The organism is Arthrobacter sp. zg-Y40 (assembly GCF_020731535.1).
Lineage (GTDB): Bacteria > Actinomycetota > Actinomycetes > Actinomycetales > Micrococcaceae > Arthrobacter_B.
In genome coordinates, this window is sequence record NZ_JAJFZS010000013.1 from 53,362 (window position 1) to 74,281 (window position 20,920).

Sequence of the window (20,920 nt, forward strand, 5' to 3'; positions counted from 1 at the left end):
TGGATAACGAGACTTAAATCCAGCTGGGCATCCACATGCGCAGCCGCCAGACAGAATACGGGACGGTTTCGGCCGTCCAAACCGGCATGAAGAACGCCGAGAGGAGGAGGACCGCGGCTGCGAAGCAGCCGACCACCAGCAGACCCGTGCGCCGCCGCCGCGTGCTGTCGGTGCGCCGGCCCAGGACCAGACCGAGGACGTAGACCAGGGCCAGCACCAGGAACGGTTCAAAGGACACAGCGTAGAAGAAAAATGTGGTCCGTTCAGGATAGGCGAACCAAGGCAGGTATCCAGCAGCCACTCCGGAGAGCACCGCGCCGGCCCGCCAGTCGCGCCGGCCTGCCCAGTAGAACAGCACCACCAGCAGCGACAGTGCCGCCGCCCACCAGATGAGCGGATTCCCCACGGACGTGACTGCGGACGAGCAGCTGTCCACCGTGCAGCCGCCCTCGCCGTTGGCGGAGGATTCGTAATAGAAGGAGGTTGGCCGGCCCATAAACAGCCACGTCCAGGCGGATGCCGAGTAGCTGTGTTCGGAGGACAACCCGTTATGGAAGGCGTACGCGCTGCGGTGGTACTCGGCCAGGGACCGCAGCGACTGCGGCAGCCAGTTCAGGCCGTCGTCCGGGTTCTCCGCCGCCCACTGCCGGTTGTAGGCGTCATCGGATCGGAACCATCCGGTCCAGGCGGCCAGGTAGGTGAGCAGGGCAGCTGGAATAACGGTCAGGAAGGCCGGGCCGCCGTCGCGCAGCAGCGCACCCTTCCACCGCGTAATCCCGGCCAGCCGCCGGGCGTTCACGTCCCAGAGCACGGTCATCAGCCCGAACACGGCAACAAAGGCCAGGGCTGACCATTTGGTGCCCACCGCCAGGCCCAGGCATACACCGGCAACAAGCCGCCAGGGCCGCCACAGCAGCCATGGCCCGTTCAGCCACGGCCCGCCCATCAGTTGACTGCCCGCGGCGCCCGGGGGCGCGGCGCCCGGGGGCGCGGCCGCCCGGGACAAGGCGCGCGCCAGGCGCAGCCGCCCGTCCCGGCGGTCCAGCAGCAGGGCACCGAAGGCAGCCACTAGCCAGAAAGTTAGGAAAACATCCAGCAGCGAGGTTCGTGAATGGACCAGATGGTGGCCGTCCACGGCCAGCAACATTCCGGCGAGCCCGCCCAGGGTCGCCGAACTGAACAGCCGGGCCGCAATCAGCCCCAGGAGCAGGACCGTCAGGGTCCCGGTCAGGGCCGCGCCGAACCGCCAGCCGAATCCGTTGTCCGCACCGAACAGCGCCATGCCCAGGGCGATCATCCACTTTCCAACAGGCGGATGCACCACATATTCCGGCCCGTCCAGCGGTGCCTGCGGGGTGCCGGCGTTAAACGCGTCGTTGGCGTCCTCGGGCCACTCCCGTTCATAACCGAACTGCAGCAGCGAGTAGGCGTCCTTGACGTAATACGTCTCATCGAACACCAGCGAACCGGGTTCCCCGAGGCGGACGAAGCGCAGTACGCCGCCCAGGAGGGCCATCAGCAGCGGCAGGACCCAGCCGGCTCGGCCCAGCGGCACGGCCAGGGTACCCAGCAAGCGTTCCCGCAGTGCCTCGTAGGTCACTGCCCGTTGCGGGGATTCAAGCCGGGACAGTGCGTCGCGGCGGGTTCTCGGGGCAGCGGTGAGACTCACGCGCCCCACTCTATAGCCTGTCGCGTAGGGTTAGAGGGTGGACTCAAGCAAGATATCCGGCAGTACGGCGGACACAGATACAGGCAACGCGGACAAAGGCGGGGCAGGGTCCGGGCAAATTGTCCTGGCCGCAACTCCCATCGGGAACATGGGAGACGCAACCAACCGGTTGATCGGCCTGCTGGAAAGCGCCGACATCATCGCCGCGGAGGACACCCGGCGCCTGCACCGGCTGGTGAGCGCACTGGGCATCACGACGCGCGGGCGGATTATCAGTTACCACGAACACAACGAGGCGACCCGCACCGCAGATCTGCTGGAAATGGTCCGCAGCGGCAGCACGCTGCTGATGGTCACCGACGCCGGAATGCCGGCCGTGTCCGACCCCGGGTTCCGGCTCGTGGAGGCTGCGGCGGCGGAAGGGCTGACGGTGACGGCTGCTCCGGGCCCGTCAGCGGTACTGACGGCGCTTGCCCTCTCGGGACTGCCCACGGACCGCTTCTGCTTTGAGGGCTTCCTGCCGCGTAAGCCGGGGGAGCGCAGCACGCGGCTGGCCCAGCTCGCCGGCGAGCAGCGGACGATGGTCTTTTTCGAAGCACCGCACCGCCTGGAACCCATGCTGCGGGCACTTGATGCGGCCTTCGGCTCGGACCGCCGGGCCGCCATAGCCCGTGAACTGACCAAGCTCCATGAGCAGGTGCTGCGCGGACCCCTGCGTGAGCTGCTGGAATGGGCCGAGGCCGGAGACGTCCGCGGGGAAATCGCCGTCGTGGTGGAAGGCGCACCGGATGCCGCCCCCGAGCAGGCCGCGGACCACGTGGGCGCGGTGAACGGACTCGTAGAGCAGGGCATCCGGCTGAAGGACGCGGTTGCCGCCGTCGCCGAGGACGCCCGCATCAGCAAGCGGGAACTGTACTCTGCGGTGCTGGCAGCACGGAACTGACCAACCACGCGGCTGGGCAGATGCACAGTGGTTCGGCCGGTGGCCAGTGCGCCTCCGCATTTACACGGCCGGGCCGGGAAGCCTACGGTGAAGGGAACTGCGGGCGCAGCGTCCGCAGTATCCGATGAACTTTGGAGGCAATTCCCATGGGTATTCCCGCAGACCGTGAAGCCGAACTCCTGGCGCAGGTCCCCACCGGCCTGTTGATCAACGGGCAGTGGCGGGACGCGTCGACAGGCAGCACGTTCGACGTCGAAGACCCCGCCACCGGCAAGACCCTGCTGAGCATCGCCGACGCCTCAGCCGAAGACGGCGCACTGGCCATGGACGCCGCCGCCGCTGCGCAGGACGCTTGGGCACGAACCGCCCCGAGGGAACGCGGCGAGATCCTGCGCCGTGCCTTTGAGCTGGTCACCGAACGCACCGAAGACTTTGCCCTGCTGATGACTTTGGAAATGGGCAAGCCGCTGGCCGAGTCCCGCGGTGAGGTGGCCTACGGCGCCGAATTCCTCCGCTGGTTCTCCGAGGAAGCGGTCCGGGTCTCCGGACGGTACAGCATGTCACCGGACGGGAAGTCCCGCCTGCTGGTGAACAAGAAACCGGTGGGACCATGCCTGCTGATCACGCCGTGGAACTTCCCGCTGGCCATGGCCACCCGCAAGATCGCCCCGGCCGTGGCTGCCGGCTGCACCATGGTGCTCAAGCCCGCCAAGCTTACTCCGCTGACTTCCGCCCTATTCGCCGCCGTCATGATGGAAGCGGGCCTGCCTGCAGGTGTGCTTAACGTTGTGCCGACCACCGCAGCAGGCGACGTGACGGGACCGATCCTCAAGGATTCGCGGCTGCGCAAGGTGTCCTTCACCGGCTCCACTCCTGTGGGGCAGGGCCTGATCCGTGATGCAGCGCAGAACGTCCTGCGCACGTCCATGGAGCTGGGCGGCAACGCTCCGTTCATCGTGTTCGAAGACGCAGACCTGGACAAGGCGGTGGACGGTGCCCTGGCCGCCAAGCTGCGGAACATGGGCGAGGCCTGCACTGCAGCCAACCGCTTTATTGTCCAGGACACCGTGGCCGAGGAGTTCGCAGGGAAGTTCGCCGCCCGGGTGGGTGCCATGGCCACCGGCCGCGGCACCGAAGACGCCACCAAGATCGGGCCGCTGATCGATGCCAAGTCCCGTGACAAGGTGCACGGCCTGGTGACGGACGCGGTGGACGGCGGCGCCGTGGTGCTGGTGGGAGGCGAGCCCGTGGACGGTCCGGGCTACTTCTACCAGCCGACGGTCCTGAAGGACGTTGCGCCGGACGCACGGATCCTTCAGGAGGAAATCTTCGGGCCGGTTGCGCCTATTGTGACTTTCTCCACCGAAGATGAGGCAGTAGCCCTGGCCAACAACACCGAGTACGGATTGGTGTCCTATGTCTTTACCAGTGACCTGAACCGCGGACTCCGGATCGGGGAAGAACTCGAATCGGGGATGCTTGGCCTTAACGCCGGCGTGGTATCCAACGCGGCAGCACCGTTTGGCGGGGTCAAGCAGTCGGGTCTGGGCCGCGAAGGCGGTGCCGAGGGCATCGAGGAATACCTCTACACGCAGTACATCGGCATAGCCGATCCCGCGCAGCGGTAACGCCGGCTCAGCACGGTCCAGGGGCTTCTCCGCCGTCGGCGGGGAGGCCCCTGGCCGTGTTGGAAGCTAACCGTGCCGGAAGCGGGTGGTTAGCGACGGCGGCAGGAACCGGGCGCGGAGCCGGGTAAACAGGCGGGCGTTGGCGTGCAACGCGGCCCGCACCGAGTCCACATCAGCCCAATCCGCCGCCGGCCGGGCCGATACGGTTCCGCCACCCGGCCGGACCCCGGAGTCCGCACGTGCGTAGGCTTCCTCTTCATAGGCCCGGCAGATCCGGGTCAAGGCGGCGTCGGCAGGCGGGGCAAAGCCGGCCTCATCGGACAGCCGCCGTGCGTAGGCCCGCGGCGTATCCGAGGGGCGGCCCGGATACCCGTAGTCCAGGCCCAAATCGGCTATTTCATCCCACGCCGGCCCGGAACGGGATCCGGAAGTTTTGCGTTTTGCTGTTCGGCGCCGGCGCAGTGCCCAGGGCGCCAGCGCGGCCGCGGCGGCCGCCAAAGCTGCCAGTACACCGCCGGTCCACGCCGTGCCCTGGGAAGCTTCCGGTTCCAGCACCGTTTCCGGTTCCAGCGGATCCTCACGCGGTACGGACGGAACCGCGGGCTGGGCTCCGGGAACGCGGGGATCTTCATCCTCGCGCACGGACGCTCCGGTGGCGGGCCGTGCCTGCTGGGCGTAGTCAGGAACCGACCCGCGGGACGGGGTGGGCTCGAACCGGACCCAGCCCGCACCTTCGAAGTACAGTTCCGGCCAGGCATGGGCATCCGTGGAATCCACTTCAAATTCGGTCAGCGCTTCGCCGTTGGGTCCGGTCCCGTCCGGAGTCTCCCCGGTGGACTGGCCGGGAGCGTAGCCCAGGGCCATCCGGCTCGGAATTCCCTCATACCTGGCCATAACGGTCATGGCCGCCGCGAAGTGGATGCAGTACCCGGCCTTGCGGTCCAGGAACTCGGACAGGACATCCATCCCGTTCCCGTCGTAGCCGCCCTCCACGGGAGCATCCAGGGAGTAGGAGAACTGGGGGCCGCGCAGATAGCTCTGGATGGCCATTGCCTTGGTGTACGGCGAGGACGCATCTCCCACCGCGTCCCGGGCTGCCTCGCCGATCCGGGCGGGCAGGTCTTCCGGGAGGTCGGTGAACACCGGGTCTACCTCTGAGGTGTCCGCCGCCGGAACCGCGGCCAGCTGCTCCGGAGTGAGCTGCGCGGAAACGCTGAGGACCTGGTAGTCCTGCGCGCCGGAACTGTCCGAGCCGTCGTCGAGCACCGTCATGGTCTTCGGGTCCCAGCTCCAGGACCCGTCCGCGCCGGAGATGCCCAGCGGGTAATAGGGGGCCAGGAGCCAGGGGCTGGCATAGGTCTTGCTGCTGATCCGCGTCACCACGGGTGTACCCGGTGTTCCCTCCGGGGTGCTGTTCCCGGTGGTTCCAGCGGCCATCGCGGCTATTCCCTGGCGCCGCTCATCGGTCCGCAGATCCGGTGACCAGCGGCGGCCGGACAAGTCCTCCAAGGTGGTTGAGCGCAGGTATACCGGTTCCTGCGAGGACGTGGCGTACGTGATCCGTCCTGCGGACTGCGGCTGGCGCAGGTCGTTGCCGAGTGTAACTATCGGGTTCAGGCCGGTGGTGTTGGACCAGAAGTTGAATTTTGAGCCTTCCGGAAACGCGCCGCCCGTGAAGCCGGGCAGCACTGCCGGAAGCAGCAGTGACAGGAGAAGCGCCGATGCCGAGACGGCGGCGCTCCGGCCCGCCCAGGCGCGCGGCATCGGAACTCCCGGTGCCTGCTGTTCCCGGCGCGATCCGGCGGCGAGCAGCAGAAGGTATCCGGCGGCCGCCAACAGGAAGTACCAGGGCCCGATGCTCTCCGGTTTCAGCACTGCCGGGATCATCACCACGGCAAACAAGCCCAGGCCGGCGGTGGCCGGCATCCGCAGGGTGGCCGCCAGTGTATCCGCCAGGACTGCCACCAGCCCGACGCCGGCGCAGCATAGAAATATGATGCCCGCCAGGGGCTGTACGGGGGTGACCTCGGTGATGATTACCGTGCGCGCTTCCACCAGCAGGGCGTCCGCCCGGGCGAAAGCGGCCGGGCCCGGAAGGAATCCCAGCACTGCGGAGGAGGCGGCGAACAGCCAGGTCAGCGTCAAAACCAGTGCGGCAATACCGGCCAGCGGTACCAGGGGCAACGGCCATCCCAGCCGCCTGATGCCGGCAGTAGCGGCGAGCGGAAGGACTACAGCCAGGATCAGGGGAGGGAGCCAGGACCAGCCTTCGATGACCCCGTGGATGCTGAGCGAGGACAGCAGCACTGCCGCCGCCGTTGCCGCGCCCACGGGCAGGTTGGCGGACCCGCGGCGTTCCGGGCGGCCTCCATGGGCGGACGGGGCCGGGCGGGCCTGCTGCGGGCGGGAGAGGAGCGTGGTCATTCGGAACCCCTTCCGGCACCGGTGGACGGGGCGGAACGAACGGGACGGGCAGCGCTCCGAGCCGCAGCCGGAGAAGGCTCCGGAGTGTTGCCGGCGTGCAGGAGCGACCAGGCGGCCGGGACCGGGGTACCCGGGCCCACGGCAACCGTGCTCCAGCCGGCCTCGTGCAGGATCCGTTGCGCCTGACGCTGTTCTGCCGGCCGGTCACTGACCATCAGCACCATGGGCTGCGCCGAATACCGGGCTGCAGGCGCGAGGGCTGCTGCCTCGGCGGCGCTGATCCTCCCGGCCACCACCAGCAGCGGGCCCGGAGAACGGCCAGCAGACAGGCCGTCGAGCAGCAGGTCCCCGAACGGGGCGGCCGGTGCGGGGCCGCCGGTAACCTGGGCCGGATCGGCCAGGCCCAGCGCGGCCAGGCCTTCGGCGAGGTCCTGCAGACCATCGGCGCCGTGGAACAGGCGCTCGTCGGCGTCAACGGCCGACGGCGAGCGGGACAGCCCGGGCCGGAACAGCTCGTCGGTGAAGCGCACGGCGTATCCGGACTCGGCGAAAAATACGGCGCTGGAGATCACGGCAGAGACGGCCCACTCAAAGGCTTCGGAGGTCAGCAGCCCGCCGTCGTCCGCGCCAAAGGCACCAGGGGACCCGTAGGCGGGACGGCGCTGGTCAAGGAGGATGGAAGCAGTGGGTGCAGTGACGGGTTCTTCCTGACGGACCATCAGTTCGCCGTGCCGTGCCGTTGCCGCCCAATGCACGCGGCGCATAGGGTCTCCGTACCGGTATTCCCGGGTGGTCACGTCATCCTCGCTGGGGGTGCCGCGGCGCCTGCTGGGGGAAGACCCGTCCGTTCCCGCGGGCCCTACGATCGGCGCAGGGGGAAGGTCCCGGGGTGCGGGGGCAACCGCGAGCTGATTCGTTCCGCCCAGGGTGTGGACCGTCTTGGCCAGGCCGAAGGGGTCGAGGAATTCAGCGGTCACCGGGCCGATCGAGTACAAGCCCCGCCGGCCCGAGCGCAGACGGTACCGGTAACTTCCGGTTCCGGTTTCGGCCCCGCCCTCGGGGGGAAAGCGGAACACCGGACTGGCACCGAAACGCAGCGGGAGTCCCTCCCGTATCAGTGACACCGATGCCGGCCGGCCCCGAATGGACAGGGTCACGGTGGCTGCCGTACCGGTTTCCACCAGCGGCGGGGCAAAGGACCGGTCAACCTGGAAGCCCGGTTTGACCAGGCGGAGCGTGGCAGCAGCGAGGAGAGGCAGGCAGATCAGGAGAACAGCGAGGGCCAGCAAGTCCTCGCGCCCCAGGGCAGCAGCCCCCAACAGCGCCACGGCTCCGGCCGCGAGCAGGCCCCAGCCGCGGGGCGTGAAAAACCCCGTCAGGGAGGAGGGTGCCATGGCGGCCTTTCGCTCGGGGTCCGGCGGGTGCCGGTACGGAAGATCAGCGGCGGGAACGCTCCGCGCCGGCGGCCGTGCGGGGCACCGGGACCGAGGCAACTACCGAAGCTATGACGCTGGAAGCACTCTCCCCGGCGCCGGAGGCCTTGCGGTTGAGCAGGAGCCGGTGGGCCAGGACGGGATCGGCCAGCGAGGCGACGTCGTCCGGGAGCACAAAATCCCTGCCCTCCAATGCGGCGAAGGCCTTGGCTGCGCGCAGGAGCTGGAGCAGCGACCGCGGGCTGGCACCCAGCCGGAGGTCCGGATGTCCGCGGGTGGCCCGGCCCAGCGCCACCGTGTAGTCCTTGACCGCCGTTGAAACATAGATGTCCTGCACCCGGGCGATCATGGCAGAGGCTTCCCGCATGCCGACCACTGGGGTAATGCTCTCCAGCGGTGAGCCGGACTGGTGGTTCTCCAGCATGTCCGCTTCGGACCGGGCATCCGGATAACCCAGTGAAATCCGTGCCATGAACCGGTCCCGCTGCGCTTCGGGCAGGGGATAGGTCCCCTCCATCTCAATGGGGTTCTGGGTGGCCACCACCATAAAGGGAGCCGAGAGCCGGTGCGTGCCGCCGTCCACGCTGACCTGGCGCTCCTCCATGCATTCGAGGAGGGCGGACTGGGTTTTGGCGGAAGCCCGGTTGATCTCATCCGCAATCACGACATTGGCGAACACCGGTCCCTGCCGGAACTCGAACCGGTGGCTGTCCTGGTTGTAGATAGACACCCCGGTAACGTCCGAGGGCAGCAGGTCCGGTGTGAACTGGATGCGGCTGACGGTGCAGTCGATGGTGCGGGCGAGCGTCTTGGCGAGCATCGTCTTCCCGACGCCGGGAACGTCTTCCAGCAACACATGCCCTTGGGCCAGCATGACGGTCAGGACAAGCCGGGCCGCTTCCTCCTTGCCGTCGATCACCGTTCCGATGGCAGCCAGGATCCCGTCCGCCGCTGAACGGAAGGAATCGGGGGTGTAGGGCTCGGAATGAAGGGCAGTAGCCGTTCCCTGCCCGGATGCCGGCGGGCCGGAGGGGAAGGCGTTAAGGGACGCAGCGGCAGACGGGATTGGAGCGTCCATGGACACCTTCCATAGTCGGCGGTTGCAGCTGCAGCCCGATTGGTCCGCCCGGCGGCGAACCGCCGGGCGTCCGATCAGCAACCCCGTCGGGTGGCGCCCTGGCGCTGCAGCGGCGGAACTGCGAAAGCTCCCTCAGCTGGAACCTGCGCCAATGACAGACCCATGACAGACCAGTGACCCGACCAGCGGCACTTGTCTGTACAGCGTACTAGCTCACTTAGGCTTAAGAACATGAGTAATCGAAGCGGATATCTTCCCGGCACCACACCGGAGGCCTACCTGCCCGGCGGTGCCGGGGCAGGGGCGCCGGGACGCAGCGGCAAGGGCTATCCGCCGGCACCCGAGCCCCTGCCCGTGCCGGTGATGGACAACCATACGCATTTCGACTTTGCAGGCGGGCCGGACGCCGGCCTTGCCGCTGCGCTTGCCGCGGCCCTGGACGCGGCGGAGGGGGCAGGGGTCAAAGGCGCCATCCAGGTGGGCACGGACCTGGCCTCCTCCCGTTTTACCGCAGCCGCCGTCGACGTCGATCCGCGGCTGCTGGGTGCGGTGGCAATCCACCCGAACGATGCCCCGCTGCTGGCCGCCGAAGGTGCGCTGGAACCGGCGCTCGAGGAGATTGAATTGCTCGCCGCGCACCCCCGCATCCGGGCCATAGGCGAAACCGGGCTGGACTACTTTCGCACGGGGGAGGAGGGCCTGGAACGCCAGCAGTACTCCTTCCGCCGGCACATCGACATCGCCAAGCGCCTCGGACTGGCCCTGCAGATCCACGACCGCGATGCCCACGCCGACGTGCTGCGGGTGCTGGCCGAAGAAGGAGCTCCGGAAACGGTGGTGTTCCATTGCTTCTCCGGAGACGCGGAGCTGGCACGGACCTGCAGCGAGAACGGCTGGTATATGTCCTTTTCCGGCACACTGACCTTCCGCAATTCCGCCAACCTGCATGAAGCGCTCGCCGTCGCGGACCGGGACCTGCTGCTCGTGGAGACGGATGCCCCCTACCTCACCCCGCACCCGCACCGGGGCCGGCCCAACGCCAGCTATATGGTGCCGTACACCGTGCGGTTTATGGCCGAACGGCTGGATGCTGATCTGGCCGAACTGGGGGCGCGGCTGGCCGCCAACACCGAGCGTGCCTACGGTTCGTGGGACGTCCGTTAGCTGCCGGGGGAGGTCCGCGGGGACTCCAGGCGCGGCAATGCGCCGGAACCTTCGGTTGCCCTCAGATCACGGTTCGGTTACGGTAGGGAGCTATTAGCCGGGGTCGGGGAAGGTATCCGGACTAGATCTGTATAAATTCGCAAGGCCGTGCTAGTGCTGCTTCCGCAGCTCAAGTGGGCCCTGGCCGCCATGCCTGCGCCGGGCGCGCTCCTGCTCCGCCGTCAGCCGGTGGGCGGGAACGCACGCCCGGTGCTTCAAGTCCCCGTGCCCGGATGCTGTGACAGTTTGGGAATTCGTGGCAAATTCACTCGCAAAGCGTGGGGTAAAGATCGTTGGCCAAGCGGCCGTGATGGTGTGCCTGGTCCTGGGGCTGGTTGCCTTTGTGGGTGCCACCAAGACGGTAGTGCTCACCGTCGACGGCGACCGCCAGGAGGTACAGACCTTCGGCGGCACTGTGGCTGACGCGCTGGCCGCCGCCCACGTGGAGGTGAATCCCGCAGACCGGATCACTCCGGCACCTGCCAGTGCCCTTACAGAGGACACTGCCATTGAGATCACCCGCGCACGCGCAGTGGAGGTCACGGTGGACGGCAACGGAACCACTGTGCACACCACGGGGGAAACCGTCGCCGACCTTGTGTCAGAGCTGCGGGTCTCCACGAATTCGGCGGTTTCCGCTTCCTTGGACACTTCCCTGGAGGGCCTGGACGGGCGTATTTCCATCTCGACGCCCAAGACCGTCTTCTTGATCGTGGACGGCGCCACCCACCCGGTCAGCACAACTGCCGGGACGGTGCGCGATGTGCTGAAGGAAACCGGCGTCAGCCTGGGGACGGCCGACCGGGTGTCGGCGCCCCGCAGTGCAGCGCTTGTGGACGGCATGGGCCTGAAAGTGACCCGTGTCGCTGCCGGGAAACAGGAAACCGTAACGGAGCCGGTGCCCTTTACCAGCAGCGAGGTGCCGAACGCGGACATAGTCGAGGGCGAGAAAAAGGTCACCACGCCCGGCGTCGACGGCGAACGCACCAAGGTCTTTTCCGTAACGGTCGTAGACGGCCGGGAAGTCAGCCGGACGCTGGTCAGCGAAAACGTCACGCGTGAGCCGGTGGCGGAAGCGGTGGCAGTGGGTACCAAGAAGCGCGCTGCGGCGGAAACCGGCGCGCCTGCCGCAGGGGCGGCCGCCGGATCCGGGGAGGCACCGTCTTCGGGCACCTGGGCTGCCTTGGCACAGTGCGAATCCGGCGGCAACTGGCACATCAACACCGGCAACGGCTATTCCGGCGGCCTTCAGTTCAGCTCCGCCAGTTGGTTGGGCGCCGGCGGAGGCGCCTACGCTCCGACGGCCGGCGAGGCCACGCCTGAACAGCAGATTGCGGTGGCGGAGAAGCTCCGCGCCAGCGGCGGATGGGGTCACTGGCCGTCCTGCGCCTCAAAGCTGGGCCTGCTCTAGGTTCCGGGGGCTTAGCGTGTGGTGATTTCGTGGGCCAGGGCGGCCGCGTGTGCGGCACGGTCGCCGGCCCCCACCGCACGGAAAGACTGCTCGCTGTCGGCCAGGTAAAGGGACCCGGCGTCGGTCGCCCCGGTCCGGGCCAGTGCCAGGCCCAGATGGAGGGCAACTTCCCCTGCAGCCTGGGGCGGAAGCTCCTCCCGGTGCGCGTACACCTCGGAGAGGATGTCCACCGCCTGTATGTGTTCCCCGTTGAGATCCAGCCATAGCCCGCGGCTGTGGATCAGCTCCAACTGCTCCGCCGCCGGCAGCCCCACCACTGCCATCCCCACCTCGGCGTGCTCTATGCAGGCCAGTGTCTCGGCATCGTGAATGCCTGCCGCCAGCCGCATGGCGGCAGTGGAACTGCTGAAGCGTGCCCACAGCTCGACGTCGGATCCCGGCAGCAGCAGGACGGCGGCGTTCCGGTGGTAACGGAGTGCGGTGCCGTAATCCCCCCGGCGGAAGGCGACATTGCCCACGGCCCACAACGCCCGGCCCCTGGCCTCCCGTGGAAGTCCCGTTTCCAAAAGAGGCAGCACCAGCGTGCGGCAGTATTCCCATGCCTCGTCGATCTGCCCGAATTCGGCCAGTGCGGACGAAAGTGCTTCGCAGGCCTCAAGGAACAGCAAGGCTCCGGGCGCGGAGCCCTGTACCGACCGGAGGGCGGCACGGGCATGGGCCACCGCTTCGCCGAGTTCACCCATGCCCTGATACGCGCGGGCGAGGAGGATTTCCGCCTGGGCACGCAGGCCGGGATGCTCGGCAGCCAACGGATGGCGGAGCAGTCCGGACGCTTTCCCGGCTGCCTCCCGGACCCGGCACATGGCCTGCAGGCACCGGGCAGCCAAATGGGTCATCGCCCACCAGGACTGCTGGTCCCCGGCGGCTGCTGCGGCGTCGGCGGCCCGGCCGGCCAGCACACATGCCCCGCCGTAGTCGCGTTCATCCAGGGCCTGCCACGCCGAGAGTTCCAGGAACAAAGCTCCGTCTTCGCACGTACCGGAAGCGGCTCCGCCGCGGCCGCTTTCCAACCGCCGGCTCAACAGGGCCGGCGCGCCGGGTGCCGGTTCGCGGCGCCCGGTTTCAAGCAGGGAAATGTCCCGTGCCCTGAAAGTGCCGTTGCCGAGCTGTGCCTGCGTCAGATGCCGTTCCAACCGCGCCGTGCGCAGCTTTTCGCCGAATGATTTGCCCATCGTTGTTCCGCCAATCACCGGGTGCGACAGCCTGTAGGGCCCCGCCAGTGCGATCGATGCTAGCCCCCGGAGCCGGGCCGCGGCAGAGCATCCGTCGCTTCTCGCAGGCAAAGCGGCCAAGTGCCTTCCGGGGTGCCCCGGGTGCGGAAACCGGGCCGTCGTTCACCGGAAAGAGCCCCCTGCGGCACCCGGATGCCGGCTCCGGCGCGTACGCCCCGCTCGGCTAGTATTACTGGGTGAGTGAATCCGAACCCGCCCCCCGTTCATCGGTCCCTGCGCTGCTTGGCGCCACGGATATCCGGGCGCTGGCGGAGGAACTGGGTGTCCGCCCCACCAAAACGCTGGGCCAGAACTTTGTCATTGACGGGAACACCATCCGCCGGATCGTGGCTGCCGCGGATATCCGGCCCGGTGAAACGGTGCTGGAGGTCGGACCGGGACTGGGGTCGCTGACCTTGGGACTGCTCGACGCCGCCGGGACGGTGGTGGCCGTGGAGATTGATCCGGTCCTTGCCGGCAAGCTGCCCGATACCGTGGCACGGCGGAGGCCTGAATCCGCCTCGAACCTGCACGTGGTGCTGGGAGACGGCATGCGGATCACCGAGCTGCCGGCTGAACCCACGGCACTCGTGGCGAACCTGCCCTACAACGTTGCCGTGCCCGTTGTGCTGCACCTGCTCGAACACTTCCCCTCCCTCCAGCACGGGCTGGTGATGGTCCAGGACGAAGTGGCAGACCGGATGGCGGCTGCCCCCGGCTCCAAGACCTACGGTGTGCCCTCGGTCAAGGCCGCGTGGTACGCCACCATGCGCAAGGCCGGCGTCATCGGCATGAATGTCTTCTGGCCGGCGCCGAAGATCGCCTCGGGCCTGGTGGGGTTCACCCGGCACGAACCGCCGCAGACCCGCGCGAGCCGCGAAGAGGTCTTTGCCGTGATCGACGCAGCCTTCGCGCAGCGCCGCAAGACGCTGCGTGCCGCCCTTGCCGGCTGGGCAGGCAGCCCGGCCGAAGCAGAGAAGGCGTTGCGCGCCGCGGGCGTGGATCCGAGTGCCCGGGGCGAAGTCCTGGACATCGCGGCGTTCGCGCGTATTGCCGAGGCCGCGAAACCGCTGGTTGCCTGAGGGAAGAGACGCAGAAAACATGAGCGCACCGGCTTCCGTCCGTGTCCGGACCCCCGGCAAGATCAACGTCTCCCTGAAGGTCGGCCCGCAGCGGGCGGACGGCTACCACGGCGTAGCCAGCTTGTACCTGGCCGTGTCCCTCTTCGAGGAAGTCACCGCTACGGAGCTGGCAGGCGATGAAATCCGGCTGACCGTCAGTGATCCCGACAACCGCGTGCCCGTGGCCGGCATTCCGCTGGACGGCAGCAACCTCGCCGCCCGGGCCGCCCGCGCAGTAGCAGCCCGGGCCGGCCGGGCTTCGGCCGGGGTACACCTGCACATTGCCAAGCGGGTCCCCGTGGCGGGCGGCATGGGCGGAGGGTCGGCCGATGCCGCTGCGGCCCTGGTGGCCTGCAACGAACTGTGGCAGGCCGGGCTGGGAACCTGTGAGCTCACGGAGCTGGCCGCGGGCCTCGGCGCGGATGTGCCGTTCGCCTTGATGGGCGGTGCCGCTGCCGGCCTGGGCGTGGGGGACCGGCTGACCCCGGTGCCCGCACCGCAGCCGCTGCACTGGGTCCTGGTGCCGGCTGCCTACGGTCTTTCCACCCCGCAGGTCTTTGCGGCCCTGGACGCGCTCCGGGCCGATGCCAAGGTTGCCGAACCAGCGGAGGTGGACCCGCGGATCCTGGGCGCCCTGGCTGCCGGGAACACTGCCGGCCTGGCCGGCGCTCTAGTCAATGACCTGCAACCCGCCGCACTGGAACTGGCACCCGGGCTGGAATCCGTCCTTGCGGCCGGTGCCGGCAACGGCGCCCTGGCCGGCATGGTCTCCGGTTCCGGCCCCACCCTTGCCTTCCTCGCATCCTCAGAGGCCCATGCGGCCGCACTGGCCGAGGCGCTGCGCGGCGGGGGCCACGCAGCCATAGCCGTCTACGGACCGGCACCGGGCGCCGTTGTCCTGCCGGAACCGGACCCGGATTCCGCCGCAACACCCACGCACAGAAAGTAGTACCGATTGGCACACCTGCTTGGCGCTGAAAACCTCAGCATCTCCTTTGGCACGCGCACCATCCTCGACGGGGTATCGCTCGGCCTCGAGGAAGGCGACCGGATCGGGATGGTCGGCCGCAACGGCGACGGCAAGTCCACCCTGATGAGCCTGCTGGCCGAACGGCAGACCCCCGACGACGGCCGCGTCACCCGCCGCCGCGACGTCACCGTGGGCTACCTGGACCAGACCGACGTGCTGGACGGGGACCTCACGGTAGGGCAGGCCATTGTCGGCGATGCCGCAGACTACGAATGGGCATCCAACGCGCGGATCCGCGACGTGATGAGCGGCCTCGTGCAGGAAGTGGACTGGAACGCGCAGGTCTCCTCGCTTTCCGGCGGGCAGAAGCGCCGGGTAGCGCTGGCGAAGCTGCTGACCGGCGACGACGACGTGATTATGCTCGACGAGCCCACCAACCACCTCGACGTCGAGGGCGTGGCCTGGCTGGCCAGGCACCTGAAGCAGCGCTGGCGTCCCACCGACGGCGGCCTGCTGGTCGTCACCCACGACCGCTGGTTCCTGGACGAAATCTGTACGCGCACCTGGGAGGTCCACGACGCCGTGGTGGATCCGTTCGACGGCGGCTACGCAGCGTACGTGCTGGCCCGCGCCGAGCGCGACCGGATGGCGTCCGTCGTGGAGAACAAGCGCCAGCAGCTGGTCAAGAAGGAACTGGCCTGGCTGCGGCGCGGCGCGCCCGCCCGCACGGCCAAACCGAAGTTCCGCATCGAGGCCGCAAACAACCTGATCGAGGACGTGCCCGAACCCCGCGACACGCTGTCCCTGAACAAGATGGCCACCGCCCGGCTGGGCAAGGATGTCCTGGACCTGGAAAACGTGTCCCTGACGCTGGGAAACACTGACCTGTTCCGGAACATCACACTGCGCCTGGCGCCGGGTGAGCGGCTGGGCCTGGTGGGTGTGAACGGCGCCGGGAAGACCACCCTGCTGCGCCTGCTCAACGGGGAGATCGAACCCACAGCCGGGCGGCTCAAGCGCGGAAAGACCGTGCAGACCGCCGTCCTGACCCAGGAAGTGAAGGAACTGGACGAGGTGGCGGACCAGCGGGTCATCGAGGTCATCGAAAACGAGAAGCGGGTCTTCAACGTGGGCGGCCGCGAACTGTCCGCCGGCCAGCTTGTAGAGCAGCTGGGCTTCAGTGCCCAACGGCAGTGGACACCGGTCCGGGAACTTTCCGGCGGTGAACGGCGGCGGCTGCAGCTGCTGCGCCTGCTGGTGGGTGAACCGAACGTCCTGATGCTGGATGAGCCCACCAATGACCTGGACACCGACACCTTGGCCGCTGTCGAGGACGTACTGGACGGCTGGCCCGGCACCCTCGTGGTGGTCTCCCACGACCGGTACCTCCTGGAACGGGTCACCGACCACCAGATGGCACTGCTGGGCGACGGGAAGCTGCGCGGCCTGCCCGGCGGCGTCGACCAGTACCTGGAACTGCGCAACGAAACACTGGCCGCGAACTCCTCGGCGTCCACGGCTGCCCGCGGGTCCTCGCAGGCGGCCCGTGCCGCTGCCGCCGGAGCATCCCGCCCCGGAGGATCAACGGGCGGAAGCGGAACGACGACGGCGCTGGCCGGCTCGGGCGCCAGCGAAGCCGAGAAGCGGGCGGCGAAGAAGGACCTGGCCCGGATCGAGCGCCAGCTCAGCAAGCTGACCGCGCAGGCGGAAAAGATCAACGCGCAAATGAATGAGGCCACGCAGCAGTCCGGCGGCGCGGACTTTGAGCTGATCGGCGGGCTCAATGCCAAGCTGCAGGCCGTTGCCGCCGAGCAGGAAGAACTGGAAATGCAGTGGCTGGAGGCCTCGGAGCTCCTCGAGTAGGGAACCCGGGCAACTCAGGCGCAAGCGGCTCAGCCCCAGCGGCTCTGGAGCACGCTCACGAGGGCGCTCAGCCCAGCATGCGGGGCAGGATGTGTTCGGCCAGCAGCGGAGACAGGTCAGTGCGCTGCGCCGCGGCGGCCGGGGCCAGCCAGAGGATTTCCTCGATCTCCGCCGCGGCGGCCGGTTCGACGCCGGCCGGGACGGTCCACGCGAACAGCCCGGCGTCAATGAAGGTGTTTTCCTCGTTGGCGGCCGGGCCGTACCAGCGGCCAAGGTCCGTCAGGTCTGCCGGGGCGGCCTGCACCCCGAGTTCCTCGCCCATTTCGCGGGCAGCGGCCTGCACGAAAGACTCCCCGGGCTCCAGCTTGCCGCCGGGCTGCATAAAGCGCGAGGTGCCGCGCTTGCGGACCAGGAGGATGCGGCCGTCGTCGTCGGAGACCAGTACGGCGGAAAGGCGGAGGACGGCGGGGGAGCTGTCTGCGCTGCCGGTGGGAGCGACGGACGGTGCCCCGCCCGCCATGCCCGTGAGCTGCGGTTCCTTCTGCAGGCCTGTCAGCCCGTTCCAGGCCAGATTGACCAGGTGTGCCGCCACCGTGGCTTTGTCGGGGGTGCGGGAATCCAGCCACCACTGGCCGGTCATGGCGACCATTCCCACCAGCATCTGCGCATACATGCCGCCCACTTCGGCGCTGAGGCCGCGGCTGCCGAACTCCTTGGACAAAATGTGCTCCACGTCCCGGGCAATACGGGAGAGCAGGGTGGAGAAGGTGCCGTCCGGCTGCGACGGCGGGGCGTCCCGGGTGAGGATCCGGAAGCCGTCGGTGTGGTTCTCGATGTAGTCCAGCAGTGCGTAGGCGGCCCGCTCCAGCAGGACACGGGGGCCCGCGGACGCATTCAAGGACTCGGTAACGGCAACGAGCAGGCGGTTGAACTCGGCCTCCACCACTTCGGTGTAGAGACCCTCCTTTGACCCAAAATGTTCATAAACCACCGGTTTGGACACACCGGCCGCGGCCGCGATCTCCTCGATGGTTGCGCCGTCGAGTCCGCGCAGCGCAAAGAGGCTGCGTGCCACTTCGATCAGCTGGGCACGGCGCTGGACACCGGTCATACGCAGGCGTGTAACGCCGGCGGAAGTCTTTACCACCGCTCCAGTCTACCCATCCGCCGGCGGCGTCCTGCGGCCAACTCGCGAACGCATCGGCTCCCGTGGCAGACTAAACTCTTGTGTGCGTGGCTAGCCAGGCACAAGATCCGCCCTGGTGTAATGGCAGCACCCCGGCCTTTGGAGCCGTGGAGTATAGGTTCGAATCCTATGGGCGGAACACTGTGCGGCGGACCTCCGGGATGTTCCCGGGGTTGCCGCGCTGTTGATACATACCGGCCGTACCACCAAGGAGCGCCATCTCGTGACCACCAACGATGTCCGGACCAACGGGAATTCTGCGGAGGGTTTGGCTGCGGTTATTGTCCTTGCTGCCGGTTCCGGGACGCGGATGAAGTCCCGGACCCCGAAGATCCTCCACACCGTCGGCGGAATCTCGATGCTCGGCCACGCACTGTCAGCCGCCGAAGCGCTGCACCCGCGGTTCCTGGCCGTGGTTGTGCGCCACGAACGCGACCTGGTTTCGGCCCATGCCGCCGAGCATGTACCGGACGCCGTGATTGTGGACCAGGACGATGTTCCCGGCACCGGCCGTGCGGTCCAGGTGGCCGTCTCCGCGCTGGATGCGGTCAGTGAGCTGGACGGCACGGTGGTGGTCACCTACGGTGACGCACCCCTGCTGGAAGCGGACACCCTCCGCCGCCTCGTAGCCGTGCACGAGACGGACGGCAACGCCGTGACCGTGCTGACCGCCAAGCTGGCCGACCCCTCCGGCTACGGACGGGTGCTGCGCGCCGAAGACGGCACGGTCACCGGCATCGTGGAACACAAGGATGCCACCGACGCACAGCGTGCAGTGAATGAGATCAACTCCGGCATCTACGCTTTCGACGCCGCCGCGCTGCGCCGCGCGCTGGAATCGGTCACCACGCAGAACTCCCAGGGTGAGATGTACCTGACCGATGTGCTGGCCATTGCCCGGGACGCCGGCGGCCGGATCGCGGCCATGGTGACGGAGGACCAGTGGCAGGTCGAAGGCGCCAACGACCGGGTCCAGCTCGCTGCCCTCAATGCCGAACATAACCGGCGCGTCCTGGAGCGGTGGATGCGGGCCGGCGTCAGCATTGTCGACCCGGCCACCACTTGGATAGATTCCACCGTCACTCTGGCCGAAGACGTCACCATCCTGCCCGGCACGCAGCTGCACGGAACCACCAGCGTTGCCCGGGACGCCGTCGTCGGTCCGGACTCCACCCTGACGAACGTCCAGGTGGGGGAGGGTGCCTCGGTGGTCCGCACGCACGGCAGTGATGCCGTCCTCGGTGCCGGAGCCGCCGTCGGGCCCTTCGCTTATCTGCGTCCGGGAACGGTGCTGGGCGCCAAGGGCAAAATCGGGACGTTCGTGGAAACCAAGAACGCCAATATCGGTGCAGGTTCGAAGGTTCCGCACCTTTCCTATGTGGGTGATGCCACTATCGGCGAGCAGTCCAACATCGGCGCAGCTTCCGTTTTCGTCAACTACGACGGCGTAAACAAGCACCACACGACCATCGGTTCGCACGTCCGGATGGGCAGCGACAACATGTATGTGGCTCCCGTCACGGTGGGCGACGGGGCGTACAGTGGAGCCGGAACGGTGGTCCGCAAGGACGTCCCGGCAGGTGCCCTGGCCATCAACGTCGCCCCGCAGCGCAACTTGGACGGCTGGGTCGCCGAACACCGGGCCGGCACCGCCGCCGCCGACGCCGCCGCAGCGGCCCTTTCAGCTTCTTCCCCCACAGGTAACCCCACGCGAGAAAGCGACCACGAATGAGCAGCGAAATCACCTCCAAGGGTGAAAAGAAGCTCGTCCTTGCCACAGGACGTGCCCATCCAGAGCTGGCAGAGGAAATAGCACGCTGCCTGGATACGGAGCTGCTGCCGCTGGCCGCATACGACTTCGCGAACGGTGAGATCTACGTCCGTCCCAATGAAAGCGTCCGCGGCACCGATGCCTTCGTCATCCAGGCGCATCCGGCCCCGCTGAACAACTGGCTGATGGAACAGCTGATCATGATCGATGCGCTCAAGCGGGCTTCCGCCCAGCGCATCACCGTGGTTTCCCCGTTCTACCCGTACGCCCGGCAGGACAAGAAGGGCCGCGGCCGCGAGCCCATCTCCGCACGCCTGATTGCCGATCTGTACAAGACCGCCGGCGCGGACCGGATCATGAGCGTTGACCTGCACACCGCGCAGATCCAGGGCTTCTTCGACGGCCCGGTGGACCACCTGATGGCCATCCCGCTGCTGGCCGATTACATCCGCACCCGGGTGGATGCCTCCAACGTCACGGTCGTATCCCCGGATACCGGCCGCGTCCGCGTGGCAGAGCAGTGGGCCGAACGCCTTGGCGGCGCGCCGCTGGCCTTCGTGCATAAGAGCCGCGACCTCACGGTGCCCAACCAGGCTGTGTCCAAGCAGGTTGTGGGCCAGATTGAAGGCCGCACCTGCGTGCTGATCGATGACATGATCGACACCGGTGGAACCATCGCCGGCGCCGTGCGCGTCCTGAAGGAAGCCGGCGCCAAGGACGTCATCATCGCAGCCACGCACGCGGTGCTGTCCGATCCCGCTTCCCGGACCCTGGCCGAATCCGGTGCCCGCGAAGTGGTGGTCACCAACACGCTGCCCATTCCGGCAGCCAAGCGGTTCGAGCAGCTGACGGTACTCTCGATTGCCCCGATGATCGCCCGGGCCATCCGGGAAGTCTTCGAAGACGGCTCGGTCACCAGCCTGTTCGACGGCAAGGTCTAAGCGGATCC

The 20,920-nt window shown here is 68.0% G+C and carries 15 protein-coding genes, 1 tRNA gene and 1 pseudogene; 10 read left to right on the forward strand and 7 right to left on the reverse strand.

Features of this window, described 5'->3' with window-relative positions; all coding sequences use genetic code 11:
• Positions 1-13 precede the first annotated feature (13 nt).
• The gene (locus tag LJ754_RS13395) at positions 14-1,678 is read right to left on the reverse strand and encodes a dolichyl-phosphate-mannose--protein mannosyltransferase (RefSeq protein WP_442860333.1); all 1,665 of its coding nucleotides are present in this window, start codon (positions 1,676-1,678) and stop codon (positions 14-16) included.
• A gap of 43 nt (positions 1,679-1,721) precedes the next feature.
• Here LJ754_RS13395 and rsmI point away from each other — a divergent pair, with 43 nt between their 5' ends.
• The gene (rsmI, locus tag LJ754_RS13400; RefSeq protein ID WP_283997677.1) at positions 1,722-2,612 is read left to right on the forward strand and encodes a 16S rRNA (cytidine(1402)-2'-O)-methyltransferase; all 891 of its coding nucleotides are present in this window, start codon (positions 1,722-1,724) and stop codon (positions 2,610-2,612) included.
• A gap of 146 nt (positions 2,613-2,758) precedes the next feature.
• The gene (locus LJ754_RS13405) at positions 2,759-4,240 is read left to right on the forward strand and encodes an NAD-dependent succinate-semialdehyde dehydrogenase (RefSeq protein WP_227926969.1); all 1,482 of its coding nucleotides are present in this window, start codon (positions 2,759-2,761) and stop codon (positions 4,238-4,240) included.
• Positions 4,241-4,306: 66 nt separating this feature from the next.
• On the opposite strand, the gene LJ754_RS13410 is transcribed toward LJ754_RS13405, so the two are convergent.
• The 3 genes from LJ754_RS13410 to LJ754_RS13420 are packed head-to-tail and all read right to left on the reverse strand — an operon-like array spanning position 4,307 to position 9,175.
• Positions 4,307-6,664, reverse strand: coding sequence for a transglutaminase TgpA family protein (locus LJ754_RS13410; protein ID WP_227926970.1), 2,358 nt, complete (start codon positions 6,662-6,664; stop codon positions 4,307-4,309).
• Entirely contained in the window at positions 6,661-8,058 is a 1,398-nt protein-coding gene (locus tag LJ754_RS13415) for a DUF58 domain-containing protein (RefSeq protein ID WP_227926971.1), read from the reverse strand. The genes LJ754_RS13410 and LJ754_RS13415 overlap by 4 nt, the downstream gene beginning before the upstream one ends.
• Positions 8,059-8,101: 43 nt before the next feature.
• Positions 8,102-9,175, reverse strand: coding sequence for an AAA family ATPase (locus LJ754_RS13420; RefSeq protein ID WP_227914118.1), 1,074 nt, complete (start codon positions 9,173-9,175; stop codon positions 8,102-8,104).
• A gap of 231 nt (positions 9,176-9,406) precedes the next feature.
• Between LJ754_RS13420 and LJ754_RS13425 the strand changes: the two genes are divergently transcribed.
• Positions 9,407-10,339, forward strand: a complete 933-nt coding sequence (locus tag LJ754_RS13425) for a TatD family hydrolase (protein WP_227926972.1) — start codon at positions 9,407-9,409, stop codon at positions 10,337-10,339.
• Positions 10,340-10,634: 295 nt separating this feature from the next.
• Positions 10,635-11,789, forward strand: a complete 1,155-nt coding sequence (locus tag LJ754_RS13430; RefSeq protein ID WP_283997602.1) for a resuscitation-promoting factor — start codon at positions 10,635-10,637, stop codon at positions 11,787-11,789.
• A gap of 11 nt (positions 11,790-11,800) precedes the next feature.
• Here the strand turns inward: LJ754_RS13430 and LJ754_RS13440 are convergent, their stop codons facing one another.
• Positions 11,801-13,021 carry an XRE family transcriptional regulator gene (locus tag LJ754_RS13440; protein ID WP_227926973.1) on the reverse strand — a complete coding sequence of 407 codons (1,221 nt, stop codon included), beginning with the start codon at positions 13,019-13,021 and terminating at the stop codon, positions 11,801-11,803.
• Positions 13,022-13,257: 236 nt separating this feature from the next.
• Here LJ754_RS13440 and rsmA point away from each other — a divergent pair, with 236 nt between their 5' ends.
• The 3 genes from rsmA to LJ754_RS13455 are packed head-to-tail and all read left to right on the forward strand — an operon-like array spanning position 13,258 to position 17,014.
• Positions 13,258-14,142 (forward strand): 16S rRNA (adenine(1518)-N(6)/adenine(1519)-N(6))-dimethyltransferase RsmA, encoded by an 885-nt coding sequence (gene rsmA, locus LJ754_RS13445; protein WP_227914121.1) that lies wholly within the window; start codon positions 13,258-13,260, stop codon positions 14,140-14,142.
• Positions 14,143-14,161: 19 nt separating this feature from the next.
• On the forward strand, positions 14,162-15,130 hold the full coding sequence (locus LJ754_RS13450) for a 4-(cytidine 5'-diphospho)-2-C-methyl-D-erythritol kinase (RefSeq protein ID WP_227926974.1): 969 nt from the start codon (positions 14,162-14,164) through the stop codon (positions 15,128-15,130).
• Positions 15,131-15,136: 6 nt separating this feature from the next.
• Positions 15,137-17,014: an ABC-F family ATP-binding cassette domain-containing protein gene (locus LJ754_RS13455; protein WP_227914123.1), complete on the forward strand. Its 1,878-nt coding sequence runs from the start codon at positions 15,137-15,139 to the stop codon at positions 17,012-17,014.
• 67 nt (positions 17,015-17,081) lie between these two features.
• Here LJ754_RS13455 and LJ754_RS13460 read toward each other — a convergent pair whose 3' ends face one another.
• Both LJ754_RS13460 and LJ754_RS13465 read right to left on the reverse strand, forming a co-directional pair.
• A complete protein-coding gene (locus LJ754_RS13460) occupies positions 17,082-17,534 on the reverse strand; it encodes an NUDIX hydrolase (protein ID WP_227927034.1) in 453 nt (150 codons plus the stop codon).
• A 6-nt stretch (positions 17,535-17,540) separates the two neighbouring features.
• Positions 17,541-18,125, reverse strand: a pseudogene (locus LJ754_RS13465) (TetR/AcrR family transcriptional regulator); the annotation flags it as partial.
• 142 nt (positions 18,126-18,267) lie between these two features.
• Here LJ754_RS13465 and LJ754_RS13470 point away from each other — a divergent pair.
• From LJ754_RS13470 to LJ754_RS13480, 3 genes are all read left to right on the forward strand, one after another.
• Positions 18,268-18,339 (forward strand) — tRNA-Gln (locus tag LJ754_RS13470).
• Between the two features lie 84 nt (positions 18,340-18,423).
• On the forward strand, positions 18,424-19,932 hold the full coding sequence (gene glmU / locus LJ754_RS13475) for a bifunctional UDP-N-acetylglucosamine diphosphorylase/glucosamine-1-phosphate N-acetyltransferase GlmU (protein ID WP_227926975.1): 1,509 nt from the start codon (positions 18,424-18,426) through the stop codon (positions 19,930-19,932).
• The gene (locus LJ754_RS13480) at positions 19,929-20,912 is read left to right on the forward strand and encodes a ribose-phosphate diphosphokinase (RefSeq protein ID WP_227914125.1); all 984 of its coding nucleotides are present in this window, start codon (positions 19,929-19,931) and stop codon (positions 20,910-20,912) included. Before glmU ends, LJ754_RS13480 begins: the two co-directional genes overlap by 4 nt.
• Positions 20,913-20,920: the final 8 nt, after the last annotated feature.

What these genes read in the sequence shown, in the direction of transcription:
- LJ754_RS13415 (WP_227926971.1), bottom strand. Translation starts at nt 8,058, where the DNA reads ATGGCACCCTCCTCCCTGACGGGGTTTTTCACGCCCCGCGGCTGGGGC.
- LJ754_RS13405 (WP_227926969.1), top strand. Translation starts at nt 2,759, where the DNA reads ATGGGTATTCCCGCAGACCGTGAAGCCGAACTCCTGGCGCAGGTCCCC.
- LJ754_RS13410 (WP_227926970.1), bottom strand. Translation starts at nt 6,664, where the DNA reads ATGACCACGCTCCTCTCCCGCCCGCAGCAGGCCCGCCCGGCCCCGTCC.
- LJ754_RS13425 (WP_227926972.1), top strand. Translation starts at nt 9,407, where the DNA reads ATGAGTAATCGAAGCGGATATCTTCCCGGCACCACACCGGAGGCCTAC.
- LJ754_RS13450 (WP_227926974.1), top strand. Translation starts at nt 14,162, where the DNA reads ATGAGCGCACCGGCTTCCGTCCGTGTCCGGACCCCCGGCAAGATCAAC.
- LJ754_RS13480 (WP_227914125.1), top strand. Translation starts at nt 19,929, where the DNA reads ATGAGCAGCGAAATCACCTCCAAGGGTGAAAAGAAGCTCGTCCTTGCC.
- LJ754_RS13420 (WP_227914118.1), bottom strand. Translation starts at nt 9,175, where the DNA reads ATGGACGCTCCAATCCCGTCTGCCGCTGCGTCCCTTAACGCCTTCCCC.
- LJ754_RS13460 (WP_227927034.1), bottom strand. Translation starts at nt 17,534, where the DNA reads ATGGCGGGCGGGGCACCGTCCGTCGCTCCCACCGGCAGCGCAGACAGC.
- LJ754_RS13440 (WP_227926973.1), bottom strand. Translation starts at nt 13,021, where the DNA reads ATGGGCAAATCATTCGGCGAAAAGCTGCGCACGGCGCGGTTGGAACGG.